Source organism: Exiguobacterium sp. s150, from assembly GCF_018618435.1.
In the GTDB taxonomy this organism is placed as follows: domain Bacteria; phylum Bacillota; class Bacilli; order Exiguobacteriales; family Exiguobacteriaceae; genus Exiguobacterium; species Exiguobacterium alkaliphilum.
In genome coordinates, this window is the sequence record NZ_JACSMC010000015.1 from 1 (window position 1) to 25,002 (window position 25,002).

A 25,002-nucleotide genomic window follows, 5' to 3' on the forward strand; every position below is an offset into this window, starting at 1 on the left:
TGGTATAGTGTCCGCACTGAGTGGCTCAGTTGTCCGCACTCGGTGGCTCAGAAGAATGCACAAGTGGCTCATTTTAAATGCAATAATCACTCGATTCCCAAGCCCACAGCCAAAAACGTCTTTCCGACGCCCGGAGGGCCCAAGAGGATCAGGTTGTACTGTTGTTCGAGCCAGTTAAGCTGTTTCAACTGCTTCAGCTGTCGGGCGGTTAGTGCGGTCTGTTCCTCTAAATTGAACTCCGAGAGGGATTTAATGAACGGGAATCGGGCCCACTTCATTCGTCTCTCCAAACTTTTAGCGTCTCGTTTGGCGCGTTCATGGTTCGTGATGGCACTTAGAAATTCGATATACGTCCAGGAGGCCATTTCGGCCTCTCTCAAAATCTGTGGGAGGGCGTCAGCCGTCTCGGCGAGACGAAGCTGCCGAAAGTCCTGTTGTAACTCGGAAACGCTTTGACTCATTTTGCCGTCACCCCTTTCAGGATGTCGGTGTAGGCTTGGATCGGCCTCGTTGCGACCTGTATCCCGGATTTCTTCGGGCGTTCGGTATCGGGTTTTGGATCACACCGATCGTCCGCGAGGGTCGCGAAATAGTGGACCACGTCTCGGAAATCGTTGGCGCTGAACAGACTCTCTTGCGAACACTTTTCCAGTGCCATCGTTAAGTGATTGGGATACATGGTCGCGACGGCCCTGATGATGTTGAACTGGTCACGTCGATATCTCGGGTAACGCTTTGAGAGCTCACCCAGATAATCGGACGCCGCCTCTCTGTCCTCAAAATAGGTGAGGACCTGTTGCTTCAGTTCTTCGATTCCTTTGGAACGATCCCGAAGGTGGTCGCGCCTTTGAATCAGTTTTCCGCTCTCTTTGCTGACCCGGTGGTCTGCGATCACTTCTCCCTCGGGAGATTCGCGAATCAACAACCGTTCCTGTTCGGTCACCTCGAGGAACACCACTTTCTTCTTGACCGATGAGTAGGTCCCGGTTGGGACGGTGTAACGGTTTGAGCGATAACGGATTGTGTTGTCCTTGCTGACGTTCCTTGCTATACTTTCGGTACGGATACTTTCGAAAGAGAGTAGCGATAAGACCGGTTGTAAGTGTTGTTTTTCGACGGAGAACACTTCAGCTGGTCTTTTTTTCGTTGTCTGATGGACGTTATGATTTCCCGTCCTCTCCAACCATCTCATGGAACGGTCGTTCCAATCCTCGATATGCCGGTACACTCGGCTGTCCGCGAAGTTCCGTTTGATGTACTTCACGACGTTCTCGATCATCCCCTTCGACTCCGGGTCGGCCCTGCGACATAAATGGATCCTGAACTTCCGTTCGTTCACGTAGGCTTGAAACTCATTGGTCAATAGGACGTCACCTGCGTTCTCGTCGATTGCGATGAGGTGATCCTGGTCATAGACGATTTCAGAAGGACGCCCGCCATAGAATTGGAATGCATTTTCATGGCAGTGAATGGTGTCCTTGGTGGTGAACGGGCGTTCTCTCCATTCGACATACTTCATCCGAGAGTGCGCAAGTACGAACGCGATGAAATAAAGCTTTATCATTTTCCCATCTTTAGTCCGTTGTCTGGTCTCACCCCAGTCCACCTGTATTTGCTTGCCCATCGGTTGTTCTGGGATGGCCTCGTAATGGCGGACAATCCTTTTCTTTTCGATCTGATAGATTTCTCGGATTTCCTTCACGTATGTCCTGACCGTGCTCGATCCGACCGAGAGGTCGGGATATCTTTCAAGTAACCAGTCATGGACTTGTGCGCTGCTCAAATGCGGATACTCCTCCAACCATGCAATGATCCAGTCTCGGTAGGCATCGAGCTTCTTCTTTCGTGAACAGGCTTTCTCGTCAAATTCATGTAGGGCATCTTCATATGTCATCTTCAGGTACTTATATACCGTCGGTCTCGATACCTTCAGTGCTGTGGCGATTTGAGCCACTTTCATGTTTTGCTGATACATTTGATGAATCTTGATGTGTAGCACTAACTTTTCCTCCAAATCCATTCCCTCCAGATAAAATAGCCTCAACTACTCTATCGGAGTTCTGTTCTGATTTTTCGGCAATAGTGTAAAATCGTATCGAGCAAAAACTGTCAATTTTATGGTTCTTACGCACTTTGAGGGAAGATATCCAGGATTGATTATCACATAAAGAATTTATTATATAAATATACATTTTACGCTTCAGACAAGCCCTTGGTACATGACTTTTCTTTTCAAGAGTTCAAAACTCGCCCGACCGTACATGATTCGCTTGATCAACTTCAGACGGTTGACTTGGCCCTCCACGGGCCCATTACTCTCTTTGCGCTCGCAAGCATGTCGGAACGCCTCTTGTTCCTGTATGAGACGGTGTGTAAAACGAAACGTCAGTCTGTCTCCCTTGGCGTGTTCGGTTAGAACAAGTTGTTGCAGCATCGTCCAGTCCCCCGACTCAAGACATCCCCTGAACGAGTGTACGAAACAGAAATAGTGGCGTAATTCCGGGAAGCGTATGAGGGTGTCGTCTACGGTCTTGCGATGCCTGACCGACGCATCCATTTCCCAGTTCCAAAGAAGGTGAAAGGCCCTTTGTCTGGTGATTGTTTCGGATGGGGAGAAGATGGTCTCTTTACGCTCTCGACGTATTTCTTCCACCACTTTCCTGACCGCGCTGGCAGATCCGTCATATCCCGCGCGTCGTATGGACGAGAGGATCGAGGAGACGGTTGCGTGAGATTCATCTAATTGGCGAATCCGGTCGATCCAACGGTTCACTTTGCGTCGTGAGGCGCTCGGCAAGCGTTTCCGGTGATGTGATATCGGTGCTGTCCTTCGGAGATCATTGTAGACCGTTTGACGACTGATGGAGAACCTATAGGCAATCGAAGTGACCGACTCCCCGGTTTCGTACGCCTTCTTGACGTCTAGGGTGCGATGCCAAGAAGGGTGATCCCATCTGTCGTCATCTTCGGCGTCGTTCGCAACGGCAATTACAGGAGCGCATTCTTCTATCTTTAAACCGAAACTCCCGGGCAGTAACGTGTGGCAAATCTTCTTGAAAAGGTCCGATAGGTTCTTGAGGAGATGAAAACGATCAAGAACCTCTGTGATGTTCCGTGAAACCTGACTGATTGCCTCCCTGTAGGGAGCGAAACGGTCTCTGGAGACGAGCTTCACGTGTGGATTCTGCTCGAGCCATTCCAGGACGGCACCGGTCTCTCTCGAAGGAAGCAGGTCGATCGGACGGTGTGTGACCAAATCACAGATGATGGTCCCGTAAGAATGTCCTTTTTTGAATGCAAAGTCATCTATCCCGACAAAAGGGGGAGATCCCCGTATCCACCTCGGTATGATAAACAAGACGAAGTACCGTGTCATGGCTGATCCGTATACCAAAAGCTGAACAGATTTTCTCTGTCTCAAGAGCACTCAATGAAAAGGCGAGAGAACGTATCTGCGCGTCCAAACGGGCACTTCGTCTTTGATAGACGGGGAGCCAATCTAGTCGCTCCGCGAAAACCTTTTGACCGCAGGCATCGTTGTCACAAAACCATTTAGGCATGGATAGTCGGACAGAGACGGCCGTTTCACCCTCCGGGATGTCCATCCAAGTTCGGATATACGTCCCGTGCCTCCTCAAAGAATAGCAAGCGCATCGGGGACAGGATGCACCAACACTTGAAAGTCGGGCATTCACCTCGATTTGATTGTCCTCATAGAAAACAGAATGTATTGATAATCGTTCGTCTAGTCTCTTCAATAAACGTTCCATTGAAATCACGACCTTTTATTCAATTATACGACGATAACGCGAAAATATCACTCTCACCTAAAGTGCGTAAGAACCGTATTATTTATCGCAGATGCGGGTCATGCTATTAACACTCCAGGTAAAAGATCACCAGACGGAGAAAGAGAATGGATGTTTAATAATGAAATTGCTAGTGGGTTTGAAACGCGAATGATTCAATATAAAGACGCCAAAGTCGAAAGAGTAGACGATAGAACAGGCGTTGTCGATGTTCCGTTAGCAGAACGAGTTAACAAGGCGGTGAGGCTCGGAGGTAAAGCATACATCTCATTTCATCATAATGCTTATTTAGGTGTGTGGGGCTCACATGGAGGGACAGAGACATTTACAAAAGAAAATCCAAGTACGGCTTCATTGGCTCTTGCTAATGCGGTTCATCCAGCTCTTGTTAAAGGGTATGGTCTTAAAGATAGGGGGATTAAACACACAAACTGGCATGTTATTAACCATCATCACATGCCAGCTGTTCTTATTGAAGGCGGATTTATGGATTCTACTACCGATATTCAGGTTCTTCGCAATAAGGATAAGCTGAGGACTGCAGGCGCTCTTGTAGCAGATGCAATTGCTAAGCATTACAGCCTTGTTCTTAATACTACTACTGCATTACAAACAACCAAAACAATGAATCGAACGCACAAAATTGTTCCAGGAGATACCCTTTGGTCTCTCAGTCAAAAATACAATGTGTCCGTAAAACAACTGGAGATAAATAATCCAGAAACTATACCGCACAATCTTCAAATTGGAGGACTATTGCATATTGATTGAGTAACTGTAAGTTCTATGGATTCCAACGACTCAAATTCTATAAAATCTCTGGGCACTATTGAAATTCACAATTTAGATAATTTCACTTACATTTATGAAAAAACAACAGATAAATCCAAAAAAAGAGTAAGGCCATGAAGGGAGATAAATTTGAGATTTCCGGAAGTGTAGAAGGCTGGTGGGAAGTCATATTCAATAATCAAAGAGCATATTTGAAAGCGGAATACGGAAGACGAATTTAGTGTTATGTCTGATTATAAGAAAATTAGTCATTCAAACATTTTTTCGTTTTTATATCGGAATGATGATTGTAGTAAAGAATGAAAATTGATAAGATTAGACTTGAATACGATAAAAAAACTAGAATTACAATTCAAAATCAATCCGTTACGATTCAATGTTTACTAGGTTTACCACTCGATAATATACAGATTTTTCGTTAAAGAGATCGAAGGGCATGGCATTAGGCACACAAGTATAGCCCGAGCATAAAAGCCTCGAATTTTCGTTGGAGATAATACAGCATTTATTCTTCTCTTTAACCAATGTATTAGTTTATTGTTCTTACTTTAAAGACGTTTGCTCTATTTGATAAGCTTTTTGATCTTTGTCAGCTCATCATGATATTTTGTTTTCATGGTTTTATGTAGCATGTTGAATTGGTCTTTTTTGTGTAGGTAGTAAATATAGCCCTATGAATTATATCAAAGATTATCTTTTTCATCACTTACACATGCATAATCGGGCCTGAATCTATTTAAGGTAAAATAGTTTTTATTCCAGGCTGTTGACGAACCAATTCGCTTTTCGCGAATTGGTTCGTCTTTTTTTAGGTTCGATGAGCTTGAGGCGCTCTGCCCGGCACAAGATTGAAAAAATGGTATGTATACGTTCTCTCTAGGCCAACAAGTTGGCGCGCTGGACCGCCTCACGGCCACGGTAGAACGTGAAACGGAGCCCATGAAGCTCCTTCGCGTCAGCGAACGAGCGCTCCACGGTCTGTGGCCGGAGACGGTATAGGTATTGACCGGAGGCGGTCAATCGATTTCTGTTCACCGCTTCGAGGAACGGCTCGTCCAAATGGCGCGTGATGATCCGACGGTTCGTCTCGATCTCCTTGATGGTCTGGCGGACGGACCGGATGTTGAACAATGGGCCGAGGAGGATGATCTTGACAGACGATGGACGATGGAGAAGTCGACATGGCGGTCGATCTTTCGGACAAGGTGGTCTTTCGGGACCAACTGGTCCAAAGAGGCCGCGGTGTGGATCGGTTCATGACGTTTGGCGATGTGGGCTCGGTACATGATTGATTCCCCTTCCTGTTCGGAGGCGGTGACGGTCCATACCTACCGTTTCCCGTTTTCATCGGTTTGAAGAACATATCGGGGCTTTTTCTTCGGCCATCGGACGAGCGATTCGATTGAGGTTAGTCAACAAGCTGAAGTAAAATAGTTTTTACCCATCGTTTTTTCTTAATTAAAGCGTGTTCACTAATCCGGAGCTAGAAGTTTTTTTAAATGTTCAATCTTCAAACCACTCCATAAAAGCTTCAAGTCCAAATTTTATGAAGTGGTTAGTAGAAAAGTACTTTTATTTATGCGATTTGAAAGACAAGTGGAGTTTTATTCAGCGTTTAAGTTTCAAGCCATTTATATTATCAATTGTAATAAGCTATGGATTTTTGCTGCCCGCATCAACTTAAATTCGAGCTTCAAATAAATTACTTGCTAATAATTAAAGAATCAACTTAAGAATTGTCCGTGTCTATTGTTTGCGGCGATTATATCAGATGATAAGTATTGATTGAGCAGGTCCCGAAGCTTTTGTTTCTCAACCTCACTTATTCTAGCGTCACTAATCGGGATGATTACGCCCTCTTTAGATTCAAGATAATATAAAAACAGACGAGTTTCATCGTTACCCAATCGTTCAATAGATTCCCATGTAATATTAGTGATTTTTTTACTTTGATTATGGGTTGAATGGATTTCTATTCCGGTTTCTTGGAAGTGCAAAGTTAAATCTCGTGGAAAGCGATTGTCTTTTTTTAATACGAACCTATAAATTATGAGCCTCACAAAATCAGAAATTTTGCTTATAGCTGGCATCATCAATACAATAAATAAAACACCTCCAAATGCTCCGAAGATAGGGAGGATGTCATAAAATGAACTTGTCGAAGAAGTCGGTTTAAATAGAAGTGAAGCAAGGAATAACCCAATCCAATATACAATGAAAATTGTTGCGATGATTAAGGTGGTCTTTTTTTGTGGACGAGACCTTGTTTTATTTAAATAATCCTTTTGTAGTGCGAGAATGTCCTCATAAGTCAATTGATATTTAATAATCATCAATATTCTCCTTCTTTTCATGTCGTTATCTTTACCATTACTTATAGTCAATTTTTCTGGAATCTAATAAAATGTGCTAAATATAAATATGTTTTGTTATTTAGATTTGTTGCATTAGGATTAAGTTATTTTCTTAAGAAAAGTTCGTCTCTTTAGATTTAAAATTAAATCTTATTTGAAAGTAACATAGTTCTGTTATTTATGAAAACAACTTATCTTCATATAAAAACCCATAACATACATCTTTATTTTAATTAGCTAGCTAAAGGTGAAATCACGTAGAATGACTATCATATATAATTAATGATACTCAATGCTATAATTAAGTGTGGGCGGTAAAGGCATCGTGCTGTCTTTTATCCTAATCACTTTCTATAACGAAGTTCATACATGAATAGCTTTTGGTTTTTCAATCAAATGGTAAGTCGGTTTTTGACATATTGGAAAGTTGATTTAATGATTGCAAATAACCATTTGTTGTATTTATCGATTTATGGCCTACTAATTGCATGACACCAACCAATGAACTGCCATTAGCTAAGAGTTTTGTGATATAGGCCCGTCGGAACCAGTGGGGCGGGGTCTTCTCTTCGTTCGCGACATAATCGACTGCCTGATGGGTCATCAGCCGTAGGGCCTCATAAGTGATCGCCTTATTGGCTTTTTTCGTGCTGAAGGCGATGAAAGGGGACGAGACCTCCTCAATCATCATCAACGTCTGTAGCCGATTCACGAGATGCGCAGCCTTCTCGGTGAGTGGGATGCGGCGCCACTTGTCGCGTTTCCCCTTCACCTCGAGGTAGGATGTATGCTGATTTCGCTTCATGTCGGTGAACTTGATTGATAGCAGTTCCGCCGCCCGCATGCCCGTCGTCAACAACAAATATCCGATTGTCTCGTTCCGGAGCTCCATGAGTTCCTTTTTTTGTGCTCGCTTGACGGTATAGCGGAACGACTCGGCAATCCGCTCAATTTCGTCGAAGTCGACTTCACGTCGAAGCAACTTAGGGCGCTGCTGGTTCTTAACGTGGAAGGCCAGATTATGTAGATGATACTGGTTGACGTAGAGGTAGGTCAGGAGACGTTTTAACATGTGGTTCTTCCGCTGGGCCGTGCGTGGGGCATACTGTTCGTTCACCTCGAATAGATAGCGATGGATGTCGAGCACGGTTAGATGTTTTAGTCCGTCTGTCTTCGTTATCACAAAACTCAGGACGAACTCAAGGTCTAGCTTATATGCGCGTCGCGTGTGCGGGCTCTTGTCCGCATAGATTGGGAACAGTTCTGTCGCCCAGAACAATTCAATGACCTCGACATCACTCAAGGTCTCGAGATCAATGTGGTCCTTCTTTAAGGCTTCGGCCAGTTTCGGGTTCGCTCCGGTTAGTTTTTGTAATGCTACCTCGAACGCGTGCTGTTTTTTCTCGATTTCCATGCCTCTCCCTCTTTCCGTTCCTAATTACAAATAAATCTTCGTCTTTTTTGAAATATACGATTAAAATATGAAGTACACATGTATTTATATCCAAAATACATGTGTAACAAGATAAATAAATCATAAAAAATGTATTACATATATATATGTAAATACAATTAGATTACTAATACTTGTGATAATCCTATATTATCACAAGTTAACAATGCGAAATTGTTTAAAAAAATCTATTAATAAATGTTCAGAAAAAATCGATTTAGATATTACTGTGAAATTTAAATCTTCATGCTTTTTCCAGTTTTTCTTGATGAAAAATATTGATAAAAGTCAAGAGTTCAAATCACATGTGTTTGAAGATACAAACTTTAAAAAGTTTGTGGAAGAACTTGATTATTATTCAGGTTTGAAGATGGATGATCTTGAGTTTGCAGTAGGAAAAATGAATGAGTCATATGAAGCTCTAATTAACAGAATTGTAAGCTTGAAGTACTCCTTTGATGATCCCTTCGAAACCAATCACACGCTAGTAGATAGATTAGACAGTAATACTATAAAAATATTTAACTAAAAAGGAACACGAATCAATCAACGTTGATGACTAAAAGCATGATATACAACTCTCGAACAACTATGAAACAAAAATTGCAACTAAGGAAATAGTATCTGATATTACGGAAGTTTTAAAATGGAGAAAATAATTATCTGTTTTATTAATGGAACGAAGATATAGTGTGATTGAGGATAATATGAGGTTAGCTGGCTGACTAGGATCAATGATCTGAGTCGGCTTCTTTATATTTTGAGAAAAATAAAGTTTAAAGTGACGTAATTTTGTATGAATGTTAATATAAAAACAAATAAATTTTTTGTTTTTATATTTATAAAGTAAGGATGGGGTTTAGGTTATGGCAAAATTTACAGAGTTAGAAAAAGAAAGAATTCGAGAAGAATTGATTGAAGTAGCCTATCGATTTTTTATAGATAAGGGCTTTAAAAGTACTTCTATTGAAGATATTACTTCATCAGTTGGAATTTAAAGAGTTCTTTTTATATATTTTGCGAATCAAAAGAAATGCTATATATGGAATTACTAGCACGTGAAGGAGAACAAATTGAGAAACAGGTTTGGGCAGAGGTTATGGTAGCTAAGGATATATATACAGCTATAAAGACATATTTAAATAAAATGTCAATGGAATTGGAATCAAAAATATTAACCCAAAGGCTGATTTATGACCTGCAAGAATACAATATCGTATCAAGAAAACTAAATCCACAATACATCGGTTCTGAAAGTCTGAGAAGTATTGTTCCACTAATGGAATTTATTAAGACACGACAAGACTCTAAAGAGATTATTGATGAAGATCCAAACGTTATAGCTGGAGTTTTAAGGGCTGCTTTACTAATAGGTTCTCAAAAAAGAGATTTACAGCAATATAACTATGTAAGGGTTAGAGATTTATTATTTGAAGCTGCTGCTAATCAAATTATTCGAACTTAATTAAATATAGGTAAAGATATTATCGACAGAAAGCAGAAAAGTGGTGATAAGTTATGACAGAAAAAATAATTCGTTTTAATGATGTTCATATCTGTACTGAAAGTTTTGGAGAAATTAATAATCCAACGATCTTGTTAATTATGGGAGCTACTGCATCAATGATTTATTGGGAAGAAGAGTTTTGTAAGAGGCTAAGTAACCAAGGATTTCACATTATACGATATGACAATAGAGATGTAGGCAAGTCAATTACTTACGAATATGGCCATCCAGAGTATACCTTTGAGGATTTGGCTGATGATGCAATCCAAGTTCTAGATGCCTATAAGGTTGATAAGGCCCACATAGTTGGCATGTCTATGGGTGGCATAATTACGCAGATAATAGCACTTAAACATCCAAGCAGGGTTCTTAATATATCATTAATTATGACATCAAATTTCGATTCTAGTCTTCCCAAAAAAGATAATAAAGTAACTAAGGCCTTAAGTGAGCTAAAAATCAGAAACTGGCAAGACAAAGATGAAGTAGTAGAGTGTTTTATCAAAAAAAGCAAAGTTCTTATAGGATCAAAACATATATTTAATGAAGAGAAGATTAGGAGACTGAATGAAGAAGAATTTGATAGAGCTAGTAATTTGCAGAGTATGGAGAATCATGGATTTATTAAAGGCTTGGGTTCGTATTTGTCTAGAACCAATGAAATCAATGCTCCTACATTGGTGATTCATGGAACAGAAGACGCTATTATTCCCTACGAGCATGGAATTTATCTTTCCGAAGTGATACCAAATGCAGTATTGGTTACCTTAGAGGGTACAGGGCATGAGCTTCACCATAATGATTGGGATGAAATTATTAATGCTATATCAAAGCATGCAACAAATTTATGAATAAAAAGTTTTAGTCAGGAGTGATTTGAATGAGTAAAAATATGAAACAAGTTATAGAAATAGCTAAAAAACATAATCTTATTCTAAAGGAAGAAACAATGCAGTTTAATGAATCCGGACTTGATTTTCAAGTTGTATATGCTCTAGATGAAAGTGGAGTAGATTGGGTTCTTAGATTGCCTAGGCGTGAAGATGTTATGCCTAGAACAAAGGTAGAAAAACAAGCATTAGATTTGGTTAATCAGTATGTTAAATATTTCCAGGCGCCAAACTGGATTATATACACAGATGAGCTAATAGCATACAAGAAGTTAGATGGTGTGCCAGCAGGAACCATTGATCATAATATCGGAAATTATGTTTGGGAGATAGATATTAACAACGTTCCACCATCATTTCACATGTCTCTTGGAAGAGTGTTAGCAGAGCTTCATAGCATACCTAGTGATAAAGCTGCAGAATTTGGACTAATAGTGCAAACCCCTGAAGAAGCGAGAAAATCAATGAAGCAACGTATGAATGATATAAAAACAAAATTCGGTGTAGGTGAGAAATTATGGAATAGATGGCAGTCGTGGGTTAATGATGATGAAATGTGGCCAAAGAAAACTGGACTGATTCATGGAGATGTTCATGCCGGACATACCATGATTGATGAAGAGGCTAATGTGACTGGATTGATCGACTGGACTGAAGCTAAGGTAACAGATATTTCAAATGACTTTGTTTTCAACTACAAGGCTTTTGGAGAAGAAGGATTAGAAGCTCTGATAATTGCTTATAAAGAAGCTGGGGGTTATTACTGGCCTAAAATGAAAGAGCATATTATTGAACTGGTCGCTGCATATCCGGTTTCAATTGCTGAGTTTGCAATAGTATCTGGTGTTGAAGAATATGTTCAAATGGCGAAAAAGGCATTGGAAATAGACGATGTTTAAGCTGTATACTATTTGGCAAAGGAATCCCCGGGCTGAAAAATTATAAATTCAACCCCTAGATAAAGGGCTTTAAGGATCTGTTTGTTATGATTCTTAAAGCCCTTTTTTAAATGAAATTAACAATTTTTAAATTATACATCCATTACATAACTCACGAGTATATATTCAAATTAATTGAATTTGTTACTGTCAAAAAAATCGTTTAATGAAATATTTAAACCACTACAGAATTTTTGTATCGTACTTACTTTTGGATGCTTTGTCCGTCCGTTCATCAATTCGGAAATCGTCGCTTGGTTCAACCCACCCCTTTGAATGACTTGATGGATCGTCATGTTGCGCTCTGCTGCGAGCTCTTTCATTCGCTCGATGATTGCCTCGTTCAATTCCACTTGCTCACCCCACGATCAAAGTACTCTCTTCATCTTTATTCTTTACGAACTCTTCTATTCCTCTACCCTATCATAATCTCTTGAAATCAAAATAATTGTCATTATTTTCTATACTCAAAGCGTTATTTTTTTACAATTGTGCTACAAAACTAAAAATATTGAGTTACTGTTGCCTATAAACCTTTACACAGAGCGGATTCGACAGTAATCGTCAACTGTAAGATTTCTGACATATCAGAAAACTGATGATTTTTATTCCTAACCCTGTTATATTGAAACCAACAAAAGGAAACATCTGTTTGGTCGCCGCTCTGGTTTACAGAAAGGGGAAAGCTCATGTATCGATTCGGGGAGTGGTTGAAGGAGAACCGCCGGCTCTCGGGCTGGTCACAGGTCGAACTATCAGAGAAGACGTTTGGAGAGATCTCACAGCCCGCCATCAGTCAGTATGAACAGAACCGCTCGGTGCCGTCGATCGCCGACATCGATCACCTGGCCCGCGCATTCGGGCACACACTCGCAACAGTCCCTTGGGACGCCATCGACTTCGGATACGGGTCGAAGCGGTCCGTCACCAAGCTCGAACGACGTCGGTTCGACCTGAAGGAACTGCCACAGGCCGACTCGGTCCGCACGTTCGACGGGAAGACCTATGAGCTACATGGCTTCATCGGCATCGAGAAAGGGAGCGGTGAGGCGGTCCAGTTGACGCAACTCTACTATCGGATCCGTACGGTCGTCTGTGACGCCCACGTGCTCGCTAAGCGCAAGAACCCGGATGACGAGCTCATCCATGTCAAGAAGCGAAAAAGAGTCCGACAGTAATCGACATCGACGTAGCAGCACATCCTTAAGGATGGTCTAATCCAATCACATACCGGCGTGTCCCTCACCAGTGACCGGGTGGGCGGGATCTACGCACAGATGGTTCGGCGAGAGTCGCCTAAAACTCGCCACAAGGTCACCGCATCGTTCCGGGTCATCGAAAAACCCTGTACAGCTCCTTAGATTCATGAGGAGCGGAGTTCGTGGGAGAACGGCTAGAAACCCACCGCACCGAATCCGACTGTCCTTAATGATGTGCTGCTGCACATCACGAGATCAAGGGAAGGAAGTGTGTACTGTGGCATCAAAAGAACAGAAACAGAACCGTAGCTTCGCCGAGAAACTCTTACGCATCCGTGGGAAGGACTACGAGGAATGGCTCGACGAACAACATCAACAGGTCATCCAGGACAACCAGGAACTCATTTTGGAGGCGCTCGAGGCGAAGCTCAGCTTCAAGTCGCCGACGCACCAGGACTAAGGAGGGAACGACATGGGACTCAATGAGACAGGGCTCAGCTTGCTTCAGTTCTTTCAGGGACTCGCGGTTATCGCCGCGGCCATCGCCTTCGCGATCGGAGGCTTCTACTTCATCTTCGGCGGGGATCGTGGCCGCTCGAAAGCCGTCGGCTGGCTTGTCGGGGGCGCCGTCGGTCTGATCATCGTCATGGGTGCGTTCACGCTCGCCGAAATGGTCGACCAGAATATCAAATTCTAATGCACATTTACGCAGCGTTCCAATCGGAAGGCTTTTTTTGTTGCTTGAAACGAGAGGAGGAACGAGATGCTGTTTGTACGATTCACCGACGTGCCGGACACGCGGATCCAGAACTATGAGCGGCTCACCTTCGCCGATGCCGTCGTCGCGACACATGATCTGCACCAGATCCTTAGCAAGGAAGGAACGAACTGTTCCGGTGACTTCCGGCTCTTCGATCAGAAAGACGAGCTGCTCTATCGAGGGACGTTCACGTTCGGGACCGGAGGCACCTATCCGAACCTGTATCATCAAGTGAAGGACCGGGTGCAACGGATCCGGACGAAGAAAGAGGATAACGCGAAGAAGATGTGGCTCCTCGACGAGATCGAGTCCGAGACACCGGACGACTATAAGCGCCCGTCCGCTAAATCGAATCCGATTGTATCGTCGACCTATCAATCACGCCTGACCCGACTACAGCGCCGCCTTATCTACGGAGCGGCCACAGTCGGGATTCTCTTCACATCGTTGTTCACTGCCACCCAATGGTTCATTGATAAAGAGGCACACGCTGAGCAGGCAAACGGGGGCGAACAGGTGTGGCTAGATGCTTACGACCAAGCGCTCCAAGGTGAGGAAGCCTCATTAATCAATTTACTGGAACGAAAAGAGCGGTCCGAGGAAGAAGATGCCCTATTGATTGATCTCTATCTGGCGGAAGGCGCAGACCAGAAGGCGCTCGAGCTCACGGATGATCCCATCCTGATCGAGACGAAGCTGGCCGGGCTCGATCTGGCCGATAAGGAGAAATTGGAACGGCTCCAGGACTTCCAAGCGTCACATCCGACCGATGAGGGCGCGTTCGATATCGCCGCACTGGAACGTGATTATGAGACCGTGGCCAAAACGGAAAATGTGGAATGGACCGCGTCCCGCGTCTCTGCGAAAGTGACCGCTTATCTCTTTCTCAAGGACATCGAGTCCGCGAATAAGTGGGCGTCCAAAACGAACGATTCTGCCGTTCAGGAAAAAGTCGACACCTATCAAGACATCACGGCTACTATCGACGAACTGAACGAAAAACTGAAGAAGACCTCTAGCAAGGACACTTCGGCCCGTGAGAAAATTCAAGCCGCTATCGCTGCAGAAGAAGTTAATCTAGATACAATTCTTTATTCAGATTAAGGTAGGTGAAATAATTGAGAACTCAGTCTCTGTCACCACGATTCCCGATACGTCTGATCTTCCCCGCCCTGTTCTGCCTGTTGGTGTTACCGGCCGGGCTTTTTTATCTGCTGAACGGGGTCTACAACACCATTCGACAAATCATGACCCCAATCGTACAAGACGGGCTGTTGGCCGGGCCGACGATTCCGACGCTCTCACCCTCTTTGTTCTTGGAGGTGAGTCTTCCCTCTTCGACCGTCTTGATCGGACTGATCGCGTTCAGTCTGTTCATCGGATTGGTCGTGTTCGGCAAGGTATGGCTGAACTTCCGGGATCTGCGACAGAATCAGAAAGGGAGCGCCCGCTTCACCTCGTTCGATGAACTGAAGCAACAGTACCGCCGCGTCCCGGACCGGAAGAAACGGTATGACGGATTGGGCGGTGTCCCCGTCGGACGGGTCAAGAACGAGCTGTTCATCGATGATTCGCCCGTCAACAACCTGGTCATCGGGACGACCCGTTCCGGGAAGGGCGAGACGTTCGTCTTCTCGACGATCGATCTGTACAGCCGGGCAAGTGACCAGGCGAGTCTGATCATCAACGACCCAAAAGGCGAGCTCTTCGCCGCCTCGAAGGGGACGCTCGAGCAACGCGGCTATCAGGTCGAGGTGTTGAACCTGATGAACCCGCTCCAATCGATGTCGTACAACCTGTTGCAGCTGACGATCGACGCGTTCCTCGAGGAGAACTACTCGCTCGCCCAACAGTATGCGCGCTCGGTCGCGTTCATGTTGTACCATGATCCGAAGGCGCGGGACCCGTTCTGGGCCAACTCATCCATCGACCTGTGCACGGCGCTCATCCTCTTTGTCAATGGTTTCGTTTGACGATGAAGTCAAGCATCGCCTGTAAGAGCGGCGCCTTAACCGATAAAGACGTCAGTTCCGCCTCTGCCAACTCGACCTCTCGTGCGAGCGCAAGTTTCGCGCCGTCAAGGCCTAGAAGTTTCGGATACGTCGTCTTATCGTTCTGTTCGTCCGATCCGACTCGCTTCCCGATGACGGCCTCGTCACCTTCGACGTCCAAAATATCGTCTTGGATTTGGAACGCAATTCCGAGGTGTCGACCGAACGCCTTTAATGCTGCGCGATCGGACGGGAGAACGTCGGCTAAAACGGCACCCGCTTCAAGCGCGTAGACGAGAAGCGCACCGGTCTTCCGCTCATGAATCGACTGAAGCGTCTCAAGCGATACGTCGGCTCGTTTTTCTGCGAGCATATCGTCGAGCTGTCCACCGACCATGCCGCGACTCCCGGCCGCCTGACTGAACAAACCGATCAATTCGACCACTTTGTGTGCCTCGAGTTTCGTTTCGGCGAGGATGCGGAACGAATCGGTCAACAAGGCATCACCGGCTAAAATCGCCGTCGCCTCGTCGAATTGACGATGGTTCGTCGGACGTCCGCGGCGGACATCGTCATCGTCCATCGCCGGCAAGTCGTCATGGATGAGCGAGTACGTATGCACCATCTCGAGTGCGGCGGCCACTTCGGCACCGAGCGAGAGTGGACGGTCATACGTCTCTAGGACGGCGTAGACGAGTGCCGGGCGAATTCGTTTCCCTCCCGCCTCGAGCGAGTACATCATCGCATCGTGAAGTCGAGCCGGCATCGATTCGCGTTCATTGAACACGTCAAGCGAGCGTTCGACTTCGTGCTTCCACAATTGTAACGTCTTCATGCCGGACCTCCTTTCTCACGGAGCGTCCCGTCAAGTTCGAGAATCTCGTCCATCTTCTTCTCGGCTGCCGCGAGCTTCGCCTGACAGAAGGCGGATAAACGCACACCTTCCTCATAAAGTGTCATCGCTTCTTCCAGCGCGACGTCACCAGCCTCAAGCTTCGCTACAATGTCTTCAAGGCGGGCGAGTGCCGCCTCAAACGTCTGTTCTTCTTGTTTCTTCGCCATCGTGTCTCTCCTTCACTTCCGCGACGGCGTGACCATCTCGAAAGCGGATCGTCACGAGGCCGTCATGTAGTTGTTTGACATCTTTCACGTAAGAACCGTCTTGTTCGACGAGAGTGTAGCCGCGCGCCAACACGGCGAGCGGGCTGACGGATGCGAGCCGCCCCGTTAGACGAGCGAATTGGTCTGTCGGGCGCTCGAGAGGCCGGAGTCGGGCGAGCCGTTCTTCAAACTGGCCGAAACGGTCCTGTTGGGCCCGGAACACGTGTTGCAAGTTGCGGACATCTAAACGTTGGCTTGAATGGACGAGTTGATGCCGGGCCGTCGCCATTTGTTTCAACACGCCTTGCTCGAGCCGAATCTCCGCTTGCGAAAAACGTTCCCGCTTTTGAAGAATCGTATATCGCGGAGACTTCAGCCCATAGCTTTGTTGCATGCGTTCCACGCGTTCACGTAACGATGCCACTTGCGTCGTGACGACACGATGGAGTTGAAGTCCGAGCCGCTCCACATCTTTCCGCTGCGCCTCAATCGTCGCCGTGGCAAGTTCCGCTGCTGCCGTCGGCGTCGCCGCTCGGACGTCCGCTACGAAATCGGCTAGCGTGAAGTCCGTCTCATGACCGACGGCGGAGATGACGGGGATGTCCGATTCAAAGATCGCCTCGACGACCGCGTCTTCATTGAACGCCCATAGCTCTTCAATCGAGCCACCGCCTCGGCCGACGATCAAGACGTCACAGTCGGTCCGCTCATTCATCCAGCGAATCGCGTTCGCTACTTGCGGGGCCGACGTCGCACCTTGGACGGCGACCGGAGCGAACGTGATGGCGACGTGTGGAGCCCGACGTCTGAGCGTCGTGGCGATATCATGAAGCGCGGCGCCTTTTGGCGACGTCACGATCCCGATTCGTTCCGGGAAGGCTGGCAAGGGGCGTTTTCGCTCGTCGTCGAACCAGCCTTTGGCCTCGAGTTCGCGTTTCCTCGCCTCAAAACGTTCGTACAGTTGCCCAACGCCGTCTTGACGCATCAATTCGACGTACAACTGCACATCGCCGGTCGACTCATACATCGTCACACGGGCGACGACGATGACGTTCATCCCGTCCGTCGGGTCGAACGTGAGCGTCTTCGCATCACGTGCGAACATGACGGCTTTCATGCGCGACGATTCGTCCTTTAACGTGAAGTAACAATGACCGGAGGCGTAGCGCTTGAAATTCGAGATTTCACCGATAACGGCGACTTGTTGCAACACCGGGTCCCCGTCGAGTTGACGTTTCACATAACGGACGACTTCGGAGACGGGAAGCGGATTAGCCACGAGACGCGACCTCGACGGTGTTGTGCATGAGCATCGTGATCGTCATCGGGCCGACACCACCAGGAACAGGGGTGATGGCACTTGCGACTTCCTTGACAGGCTCATAGTCGACGTCACCGACGAGACGGTTCTCGACACGGTTGACCCCGACATCGATGACGACGGCGCCTGGTTTGACCATGTCTTTCGTGACGAGACCGGCCCGACCGACAGCGACGATGAGAATGTCGGCCTGACGCGTCATCGCTCCGAGGTCTTTCGTCTTAGAATGACAGTATGTCACAGTCGCCGACTCATTCAAGAACAACATCCCGACCGGCTTGCCAACGATTTGACTGCGGCCGACGACGACGACGTGCTTACCGACGAGGTCCGTCTGCATTTTCGCGAGATGAAGAATCCCGTGCGGCGTGCATGGAAGCAACGTCTCGAGCCCGAGCATCATCTTGCCCACGTTTTCCGGATGGAAGCCGTCGACATCTTTTTCAGGCGAGATGCGCATGATGACGCGATTCTCGTCGATATGTTTCGGTAACGGCAACTGGACAAGAATCCCATGCAATTCCGAATCGTCATTCATCGAATCAATCAGTTCAAGCAATTCTCGTTCCGAAATCGATGCATCAAATCGAAGCACTTGTGAATCAATTCCAATCTCTGCTGCCGCCCGCTCTTTCCCGCGTACATAGCTGTGGCTCGCCGGGTCATCCCCGATAAGGACGACCTTCAGCTTCGGCACGATGCCTCGTGCGCGGAGCGCCGAAACGCGCTCTTTCAACGTCTCCCGATACGATGTTGCGATTTGTTTCCCGTCGATCACTACTGCCATCTCTCTCATCCCCCGTTATGTTAGGTTTCTCTGTAGTTGGTGTGGTGTCTTCTCTTTTAGTTGATTTACGCTTTGATGATATTGCCGAGTACGCCGTTGACGAGCTTCGCCGCTTCTTCGTCTGCGAACGATTTGGCGAGTTCAACCGCCTCGTTGATCGTGACACTTTCAGGGATCGTCTCGACGTAGAGCAACTCGTACGTCGCCATACGGAGAATCGTCCGCTCGACGTTTCCGAGTCGATCGAGGCGCCAGTTCTTCAAGTTCTCGACGAGCAGGGCGTCAATCTCTTCTTTATGCTCGAGCGTCTCCGTGACGAGTTGCTCATAGAACGGGTCAGACTCTGTCCCGTCGAGCGCGAACTCAATCGCGTCCTCGACCTCAAGATTTGATACTTCGATTTGAAAAAGCGTTTGAATCGCTTTTTCGCGTGCTTCATGACGTTTCATTCAGATACTCTCCTTTTGCTTGCTTTCATTGTGATAGTTTAGCATAAAGCACTCATAAATTCAGTACAAAAAACAAGGAAGCCCGAAATAATGTTCGGGCTTCCTGAAAGTCGTTATTTCGAGAGCGTCATTTCTTTTTCGACAAATTTCGTGTCGAACGAACCGGTTTTAAAACGCTCGTGCGCCATCACTTGCTGGTGGAACGGAATCGTCGTATGGATGCCCGATACCGTGAATTCATCGAGGGCCCGGAGCATTTTCGCAATCGCCTCTTCCCGAGTCGGGGCATGGACGATCAACTTCGCGACCATCGAATCATAGAACGGCGGGATGACGGCACCGGCATAGAGCCCACTGTCGACGCGGACCCCCATGCCGCCTGGGATGATGTATTGATCGATCTTCCCAGCCATCGGCCGGAAGTCCGAGAATGGGTCTTCGGCGTTGATGCGACATTCAATCGAGTGACCGGAAAAAGTGATGTCTTCTTGCGAGATGGCGAGCGGGTGACCGAGCGCGACCTCAAGCTGCGCTTGGACGAGGTCAAACCCAGTGATCATCTCGGTCACCGGATGTTCAACTTGAATCCGGGTGTTCATCTCCATGAAGTAGAATTCGTTCACTTCCGGGACGTAGATGAACTCGATCGTTCCGGCACCTGAATACCGGATCGCCTTCGCCGCTTTGACGGCCGCTTCGCCCATCGCCCGTCTTGTCGCTTCGTCGATGGCCGGAGACGGCGCTTCTTCGACGAGTTTTTGCATGCGGCGCTGAATCGTACAATCCCGTTCGCCTAAGTGGATGACATTTCCATATTGATCGGCGAGCACTTGTACTTCGACGTGACGGAACGATTCGATATATTTCTCTAAATAGACATCGCCGTTCCCGAACGCCTGCTTCGCTTCTTTACGCGTCGCGCTGAGCCCTTTAATCAGTTCCGCTTCATCGAACGCGACACGAATCCCGCGTCCGCCACCGCCGGCTGTCGCTTTGATGATGACCGGGTAGCCGATCTCACGGGCGAGCTCGATGGCCTCCCCGTCCGTCACGACGCCGCTCGAACCCGGTACGACCGGGACGCCCGAGTCGATCATCGTCCGTTTTGCTTCGTCCTTGATGCCCATCTTTCGAATCGCATAACTGCTCGGACCGACGAACTGAATGCCGCACGCTTCGCTCATCTCGGCGAATTCCGCATTTTCCGCCAAAAAGCCATATCCCGGGTGAATCATCGTCGCATCGACCGCACAAGCGACCGATAAAATGTTCGGGATATTCAAATACGAGTCTTTCGACGGGTTCGGTCCGATGCAATACGCCTCGTCCGCGAGCTTGACATGAAGCGCCTCCCGATCTGCCTCCGAGAAGACGGCGACGGTCGGAATATTCAATTCTTTCGCGGCTCGAATGATTCGGACAGCGATTTCACCACGGTTTGCAATGAGTAGTTTCATAGCGACCTCACTTCACGCTGAAGAGCGCTTGACCGTATTCGACCAAATCACCGTCGGCCACGAGTACTTCGACGATTTCGCCACTGATTTCCGCTTCGACGTCATTAAACAACTTCATCGCTTCGAGAATACAGACGACTTGACCTGTCTCGACTCGGTCTCCGACGTTCACGAACGCTTCTTTGTCCGGTGCCGGGCGTGAATAGAACGTCCCGACCATCGGCGAGGTAATCGTTTTATAGGCTGGCGTGGCAACAGGTGCAGCTACTTCTTCCACGTCGTTCGTAACGACAGGTGCTGCAACCGGCGTGACCGGGACTGCGTGCGCGGCTTGTGTGACGACTTGTGGGACCGCCTCTTTTTTCAATGACAATTTAAAATCAGACGTCTCAAGTTCCATTTCATGGATTGACGTTTGATCGAGCAATTCCATCAGCTCTTTAATATGATCGATTTGCATGAATATACCCCCTGTTTATACCTGGTACTAAACTCTACTCTACTATAACTGGTCAGACCAGTGAATGCAACGACAAAAAAGCGGGTCCATTCCGAAGAATAGACCCACTTCATTTTACCCGTTATAACGGCCTGTGAACTCGCCTGTTCGTGTATCGACCGTGACTTTTTCACCTGGCTCGATGAAGAGTGGCACTTGGATGATGTGGCCCGTTTCGACCGTCGCGTTTTTCTTGACGTTCGATGCCGTATCCCCTTTGACGCCTGGGTCGGCTTCAACGATCGTCAAGACGACCGTCGTCGGGAGCTCGATACCGAGAATCTCGCCGTTGTAGTCCGCGATGCTCACTTCCATGTTTTCAAGCATGTATGGAAGGGCCGCTTTTACTTGTTCGCTCGTCAATTCGAGTTGCTCGTACGATTCGTTGTCCATGAACACGTACGTATCACCCATCGGATAAAGATACTGCATGCGTTTGCGCTCGATGTGAGCCCGTTCGATGCGTTCCCCACCACGGAACGTCGTTTCTTGGATCGCACCTGTGCGCAAGTTACGCATCTTCGTCCGAACGAAGGCAGCGCCTTTACCTGGCTTGACGTGTTGGAATTCGATGACTTGCCAAATTGAACCGTCTGACGTTTTGACCGTGAGGCCTGTTTTTAAATCGTTTACTGATACCATGTTGATTTCCTCCTAAATTCAGACGAGGCTTACGCCTCGATCGTGATTAACTCTTTTGGCGATTGAGTGAGACGAACACATCCGTCCTCCGTGATCACGACATCGTCCTCGATGCGGCAACCGCCGACACCCGCGATATAAATGCCCGGCTCAATCGTGACGACCATGCCCGGCTCGAGAATCGTCTCGGAGCGGAATGACAGCCCCGGCGCCTCATGCACTTCCATACCGAGTCCATGCCCGGTCGAGTGACCGAAGTACTCCCCGTAACCGGCATCTTTGATGACGTCACGCGTCAACGCGTCCGCCTCGATTCCTGAGATGCCGGCTTTCGTCCCGGCTACGCCCGCGAGCTGCGCTTTGAGCACCGTGTCGTAAATGTTACGCAGTTCGTCCGAGATATCGCCGACCGCGAGTGTCCGGGTGATATCCGAACAGTAGCCTTTGTAATATGCGCCGAAATCAAGCGTGACGAGTTCGCCCGCTTCAATCACCTTGTCACTCGCTACGCCGTGCGGGAGCGCTGAGCGCCATCCTGAGGCGACGATCATATCAAACGATGATGAGTCCGCTCCTTGGCCACGCATGAACATCTCGAGTTCGTTCGCGACTTCTTTCTCGGTCCGACCTGGACGAATGAACGTTTGGATATGTTCGAAAGCCGCATCGGCAATCGCCGCAGCTTCCTTCATTATCTTAAGCTCTGCCTCATCCTTAATCAAGCGTAGCTTTTCCACAATTCCTGACGTCTCGACGAGCTCTGCCGTCACTTCCTTCTCATATGTCCGGTACGATCCGACCGTCATATCGTCTTGCTCGATTCCGAGGCGCTTCACCGACTCATGCGCAGCGATTTCAGCGACCGACTTGACGAGCGACGTCTTGAGTTCGACGATCGAATAGCCTTTCACTTGGCTCGCAGCTTGCTCTGTATAACGGAAATCGGTAATAAAGCTTGCCGATTCCGGTGTGATCAAGACGACACCGCTCGACCCGGTGAAGCCAGACAAATAACGGATGTTCTCTCGTTTCGTCACGAGTAGTCCGTCAATCCCGTTAGCGGCGAGTTCACGTTGTAACTTACTGACACGTTCAATCATGGCGATTCCTCCAATGTTCGATTAATGCGTGCAACGCGAGCGTATAACTCGTCAAGCCGAAGCCACTGATGACGCCGAGACAGACGGCGGCAAGCTTCGATTCATGCCGAAACGACTCACGGGCATGCACGTTCGAGATATGTACTTCGACGACAGGGGCGGAGATGGCCGCGATGGCATCTCGAAGCGCGATCGACGTATGCGTGTAGGCACCGGCATTGAAGATGACCCCTTCGTAATCGAACGCCTCGTGCAACGCATCGAGTAACGCGCCTTCATGATTCGATTGGACGAACGTGAGCTCGACGTCATCAGGCGCAACGAGCATCAACTCACTGGATAACCCCTTCAATGATACGTTTCCGTACACGTCAGGCTCCCGTCTGCCCAGCAGATTCAAATTCGGTCCGTTCAACACAAGAATACGCAATCTACATTCCCCCTTCGTCAAGTCGCTTCTATTGTAACAAATTTAGACACAGTGCGTGAATCGAGTCACCTAAGGTTTCGTTTTTCGAACGAATCACGGTATAATTCAACTATACTACGGCTAGAATCGAGGAAATCGTATGACAACTAAACCATCCATCCCCGTCGGCGGGCAGGCGCTCGTTGAAGGTGTGATGTTCCAAGGACGGAGCGAGAGCGCTTCGGCGATCCGGCGTAAAAACGGGTCAATCGAGACGTTCAGTCAACCTCGCATCCTCGTGCCTTGGGTACAGTCTTTAAAGAAAGTCCCATTTCTGCGCGGCATCGTCGCGTTATATGAGTCGTTGAAGAACGGCTCGGCCCACATGACGTTCGCGAGTGACCGCTACGATGTCGACCCGAGCGAAGATGCAGTCGAGAAACCCGAGAAAAAACAAAACATCTTTATGGTGCTCATGATTGCCATCGTCGGGGTCATCTCCTACGTTTTCGGGAAGCTTATCTTCAACGTCACCCCGGCATTATTGGCCGCCATGTTTCAAAGCGTGCCGGCATTGTCCGGACACGTGATTCAAAACCTCCTCGAAGGGGGAATAAAATTAGTATTACTGCTCAGTTATCTCTACTTGATTTCCTTGACTCCGCTCATCAAGCGCGTGTTTCAGTATCACGGTGCCGAGCATAAAGTCATCAATTGTTACGAGTCCGGTCGACCGATTACGGTCGAGAACGTTCGCGCGAGCTCACGACTGCACTATCGTTGCGGTTCGAGCTTCATCTTGTTCACCGTGTTCGTCGGCATCGGCGTCTATATGATTGTGCCGATTGACCCGCTCTGGGTCCGACTCGTCAGCCGCATCGCACTGTTGCCGGTCGTCATCGGCATCTCATTCGAAGTACTTCAATTCACGAACCGTTTCCGCGATCATCGTTATTTGTCGGTTCTCGGCAAACCCGGCCTCTCACTTCAGTTGTTGACAACACGTGAGCCAAACGATGAACAAATCCAAGTCGCCATCGAGGCGTTCGAGACGTGGGAGCGCGCCGAAACCGTTCAACCGGACGTTAAAAGAGAGGGTTAAAGAGGAGGAAACGCCATGATCAGACAAAGAATCGGCTCGACCGCAGCGACCATCGTGTTCATCTTAGGCTTCATCGGTGTCGGGCACATGCTCGCGACCGACCCCGGTCGTTTGTTCAGACAGTTGCTTTTCATCGGTATTTTCGGGTTAATCTTTTATGTGATTTACAAAGTGTTCATGGCGCCTAAAATCTCGGCTGAAGACATGCGTTACCGCAAGACGGCCCAAGCCTCGAAAAAGCGGATGCAGCGTCCGAACAGCCCTCAAGTGAAACCTTCGGCGGCCGCGAAGAAAAAAGTGAAGCAAAAGCCTGGATCGAACGTGACGAAACTGTCAAAACGCCCGTCCTTGAATCGAACGGACAGACCGCAACTCACCGTCATCGAAGGCAAAAAGGGCAAGAAGAAGAAAAAAGCGAATATGTAAACAGGAGGCGACACAA

The 25,002-nt window shown here is 47.6% G+C and carries 29 protein-coding genes and 3 pseudogenes; 13 read left to right on the forward strand and 19 right to left on the reverse strand.

Annotated features, from left to right (window positions below; translation table 11 throughout):
* Positions 1-86 precede the first annotated feature (86 nt).
* The 4 genes from KNP76_RS08715 to KNP76_RS16050 form a co-directional block, all read right to left on the reverse strand.
* Complete coding sequence (locus KNP76_RS08715; protein ID WP_214844200.1) at positions 87-461, reverse strand: ATP-binding protein; 375 nt, start codon at positions 459-461, stop codon at positions 87-89.
* Positions 458-1,999, reverse strand: a complete 1,542-nt coding sequence (gene istA / locus KNP76_RS08720; RefSeq protein WP_214844283.1) for an IS21 family transposase — start codon at positions 1,997-1,999, stop codon at positions 458-460. The genes KNP76_RS08715 and istA overlap by 4 nt, the downstream gene beginning before the upstream one ends.
* A gap of 201 nt (positions 2,000-2,200) precedes the next feature.
* Positions 2,201-3,376 carry an ISL3 family transposase gene (locus tag KNP76_RS08725; RefSeq protein WP_114166341.1) on the reverse strand — a complete coding sequence of 392 codons (1,176 nt, stop codon included), beginning with the start codon at positions 3,374-3,376 and terminating at the stop codon, positions 2,201-2,203.
* Positions 3,303-3,770: a transposase family protein gene (locus KNP76_RS16050; protein WP_214844207.1), complete on the reverse strand. Its 468-nt coding sequence runs from the start codon at positions 3,768-3,770 to the stop codon at positions 3,303-3,305. The genes KNP76_RS08725 and KNP76_RS16050 overlap by 74 nt, the downstream gene beginning before the upstream one ends.
* Before the next feature lie 84 nt (positions 3,771-3,854).
* Here KNP76_RS16050 and KNP76_RS08735 point away from each other — a divergent pair, with 84 nt between their 5' ends.
* Positions 3,855-4,580: an N-acetylmuramoyl-L-alanine amidase gene (locus KNP76_RS08735; RefSeq protein ID WP_371816198.1), complete on the forward strand. Its 726-nt coding sequence runs from the start codon at positions 3,855-3,857 to the stop codon at positions 4,578-4,580.
* An 897-nt stretch (positions 4,581-5,477) separates the two neighbouring features.
* Here the strand turns inward: KNP76_RS08735 and KNP76_RS08740 are convergent.
* The 4 genes and pseudogenes from KNP76_RS08740 to KNP76_RS08750 form a co-directional block, all read right to left on the reverse strand.
* A pseudogene (locus KNP76_RS08740) lies at positions 5,478-5,681 on the reverse strand (transposase); the annotation flags it as partial.
* Positions 5,682-5,887: pseudogene (locus KNP76_RS15850) on the reverse strand (hypothetical protein); the annotation flags it as partial.
* 438 nt (positions 5,888-6,325) lie between these two features.
* Positions 6,326-6,934 (reverse strand): hypothetical protein, encoded by a 609-nt coding sequence (locus KNP76_RS08745; protein ID WP_214844213.1) that lies wholly within the window; start codon positions 6,932-6,934, stop codon positions 6,326-6,328.
* A 409-nt stretch (positions 6,935-7,343) separates the two neighbouring features.
* Positions 7,344-8,369, reverse strand: coding sequence for a tyrosine-type recombinase/integrase (locus tag KNP76_RS08750; protein ID WP_214844215.1), 1,026 nt, complete (start codon positions 8,367-8,369; stop codon positions 7,344-7,346).
* A 268-nt stretch (positions 8,370-8,637) separates the two neighbouring features.
* Here KNP76_RS08750 and KNP76_RS08755 point away from each other — a divergent pair, with 268 nt between their 5' ends.
* The 5 genes from KNP76_RS08755 (at position 8,638) to KNP76_RS08770 (ending at position 11,704) form a co-directional block, all read left to right on the forward strand.
* Positions 8,638-8,937, forward strand: coding sequence for a hypothetical protein (locus tag KNP76_RS08755; protein ID WP_214844217.1), 300 nt, complete (start codon positions 8,638-8,640; stop codon positions 8,935-8,937).
* A 337-nt stretch (positions 8,938-9,274) separates the two neighbouring features.
* Positions 9,275-9,406: a hypothetical protein gene (locus KNP76_RS15955; RefSeq protein ID WP_256440943.1), complete on the forward strand. Its 132-nt coding sequence runs from the start codon at positions 9,275-9,277 to the stop codon at positions 9,404-9,406.
* A 44-nt stretch (positions 9,407-9,450) separates the two neighbouring features.
* Complete coding sequence (locus tag KNP76_RS08760; RefSeq protein ID WP_251137407.1) at positions 9,451-9,873, forward strand: TetR/AcrR family transcriptional regulator; 423 nt, start codon at positions 9,451-9,453, stop codon at positions 9,871-9,873.
* 53 nt (positions 9,874-9,926) lie between these two features.
* Positions 9,927-10,766: an alpha/beta fold macrolide esterase gene (mle, locus tag KNP76_RS08765; RefSeq protein ID WP_214844219.1), complete on the forward strand. Its 840-nt coding sequence runs from the start codon at positions 9,927-9,929 to the stop codon at positions 10,764-10,766.
* A gap of 29 nt (positions 10,767-10,795) precedes the next feature.
* The gene (locus tag KNP76_RS08770) at positions 10,796-11,704 is read left to right on the forward strand and encodes an Mph(B) family macrolide 2'-phosphotransferase (protein WP_214844221.1); all 909 of its coding nucleotides are present in this window, start codon (positions 10,796-10,798) and stop codon (positions 11,702-11,704) included.
* A gap of 170 nt (positions 11,705-11,874) precedes the next feature.
* Here KNP76_RS08770 and KNP76_RS08775 read toward each other — a convergent pair whose 3' ends face one another.
* The gene (locus KNP76_RS08775; protein ID WP_214844223.1) at positions 11,875-12,066 is read right to left on the reverse strand and encodes a helix-turn-helix domain-containing protein; all 192 of its coding nucleotides are present in this window, start codon (positions 12,064-12,066) and stop codon (positions 11,875-11,877) included.
* A 366-nt stretch (positions 12,067-12,432) separates the two neighbouring features.
* On the opposite strand from KNP76_RS08775, the gene KNP76_RS08780 reads away from it, so the two are divergent.
* The 5 genes and pseudogenes from KNP76_RS08780 to KNP76_RS08800 form a co-directional block, all read left to right on the forward strand.
* Entirely contained in the window at positions 12,433-12,921 is a 489-nt protein-coding gene (locus KNP76_RS08780; protein ID WP_024127794.1) for a helix-turn-helix domain-containing protein, read from the forward strand.
* A 298-nt stretch (positions 12,922-13,219) separates the two neighbouring features.
* Positions 13,220-13,402, forward strand: a complete 183-nt coding sequence (locus KNP76_RS08785) for a hypothetical protein (protein WP_024127793.1) — start codon at positions 13,220-13,222, stop codon at positions 13,400-13,402.
* Between the two features lie 12 nt (positions 13,403-13,414).
* Positions 13,415-13,639 (forward strand): hypothetical protein, encoded by a 225-nt coding sequence (locus KNP76_RS08790; RefSeq protein ID WP_012390467.1) that lies wholly within the window; start codon positions 13,415-13,417, stop codon positions 13,637-13,639.
* Positions 13,640-13,705: 66 nt separating this feature from the next.
* Positions 13,706-14,806, forward strand: coding sequence for a hypothetical protein (locus tag KNP76_RS08795; RefSeq protein WP_214844225.1), 1,101 nt, complete (start codon positions 13,706-13,708; stop codon positions 14,804-14,806).
* 308 nt (positions 14,807-15,114) lie between these two features.
* Positions 15,115-15,660 (forward strand): annotated as a pseudogene (locus tag KNP76_RS08800) (type IV secretory system conjugative DNA transfer family protein); the annotation flags it as partial.
* Here the strand turns inward: KNP76_RS08800 and KNP76_RS08805 are convergent.
* The 10 genes from KNP76_RS08805 to aroQ all read right to left on the reverse strand — a co-directional run bounded on the left by KNP76_RS08805 (position 15,659) and on the right by aroQ (position 23,479).
* Positions 15,659-16,528 (reverse strand): polyprenyl synthetase family protein, encoded by an 870-nt coding sequence (locus KNP76_RS08805; protein WP_214844229.1) that lies wholly within the window; start codon positions 16,526-16,528, stop codon positions 15,659-15,661. The pseudogene KNP76_RS08800 and the gene KNP76_RS08805 overlap by 2 nt on opposite strands.
* Positions 16,525-16,755 (reverse strand): exodeoxyribonuclease VII small subunit, encoded by a 231-nt coding sequence (gene xseB, locus KNP76_RS08810; protein WP_034805943.1) that lies wholly within the window; start codon positions 16,753-16,755, stop codon positions 16,525-16,527. Before xseB ends, KNP76_RS08805 begins: the two co-directional genes overlap by 4 nt.
* Complete coding sequence (gene xseA / locus KNP76_RS08815) at positions 16,724-18,073, reverse strand: exodeoxyribonuclease VII large subunit (RefSeq protein ID WP_214844230.1); 1,350 nt, start codon at positions 18,071-18,073, stop codon at positions 16,724-16,726. Before xseA ends, xseB begins: the two co-directional genes overlap by 32 nt.
* Entirely contained in the window at positions 18,066-18,902 is an 837-nt protein-coding gene (gene folD / locus KNP76_RS08820; RefSeq protein ID WP_034805941.1) for a bifunctional methylenetetrahydrofolate dehydrogenase/methenyltetrahydrofolate cyclohydrolase FolD, read from the reverse strand. Before folD ends, xseA begins: the two co-directional genes overlap by 8 nt.
* A 65-nt stretch (positions 18,903-18,967) precedes the next feature.
* Positions 18,968-19,351, reverse strand: a complete 384-nt coding sequence (gene nusB, locus KNP76_RS08825; protein ID WP_024371517.1) for a transcription antitermination factor NusB — start codon at positions 19,349-19,351, stop codon at positions 18,968-18,970.
* A gap of 113 nt (positions 19,352-19,464) precedes the next feature.
* A complete protein-coding gene (accC, locus tag KNP76_RS08830) occupies positions 19,465-20,808 on the reverse strand; it encodes an acetyl-CoA carboxylase biotin carboxylase subunit (RefSeq protein ID WP_214844232.1) in 1,344 nt (447 codons plus the stop codon).
* A 7-nt stretch (positions 20,809-20,815) separates the two neighbouring features.
* Positions 20,816-21,268, reverse strand: a complete 453-nt coding sequence (gene accB / locus KNP76_RS08835; protein ID WP_034818107.1) for an acetyl-CoA carboxylase biotin carboxyl carrier protein — start codon at positions 21,266-21,268, stop codon at positions 20,816-20,818.
* A gap of 114 nt (positions 21,269-21,382) precedes the next feature.
* A complete protein-coding gene (gene efp, locus KNP76_RS08840; RefSeq protein ID WP_024371514.1) occupies positions 21,383-21,949 on the reverse strand; it encodes an elongation factor P in 567 nt (188 codons plus the stop codon).
* A gap of 29 nt (positions 21,950-21,978) precedes the next feature.
* A complete protein-coding gene (locus tag KNP76_RS08845; protein WP_034806041.1) occupies positions 21,979-23,046 on the reverse strand; it encodes a M24 family metallopeptidase in 1,068 nt (355 codons plus the stop codon).
* Complete coding sequence (aroQ, locus tag KNP76_RS08850; RefSeq protein WP_214844234.1) at positions 23,042-23,479, reverse strand: type II 3-dehydroquinate dehydratase; 438 nt, start codon at positions 23,477-23,479, stop codon at positions 23,042-23,044. Before aroQ ends, KNP76_RS08845 begins: the two co-directional genes overlap by 5 nt.
* A gap of 139 nt (positions 23,480-23,618) precedes the next feature.
* Between aroQ and KNP76_RS08855 the strand changes: the two genes are divergently transcribed.
* Positions 23,619-24,560, forward strand: a complete 942-nt coding sequence (locus tag KNP76_RS08855) for a DUF1385 domain-containing protein (protein ID WP_214844236.1) — start codon at positions 23,619-23,621, stop codon at positions 24,558-24,560.
* Positions 24,561-24,575: 15 nt separating this feature from the next.
* Positions 24,576-24,986 carry an SA1362 family protein gene (locus KNP76_RS08860; protein ID WP_034805933.1) on the forward strand — a complete coding sequence of 137 codons (411 nt, stop codon included), beginning with the start codon at positions 24,576-24,578 and terminating at the stop codon, positions 24,984-24,986.
* Positions 24,987-25,002: the final 16 nt, after the last annotated feature.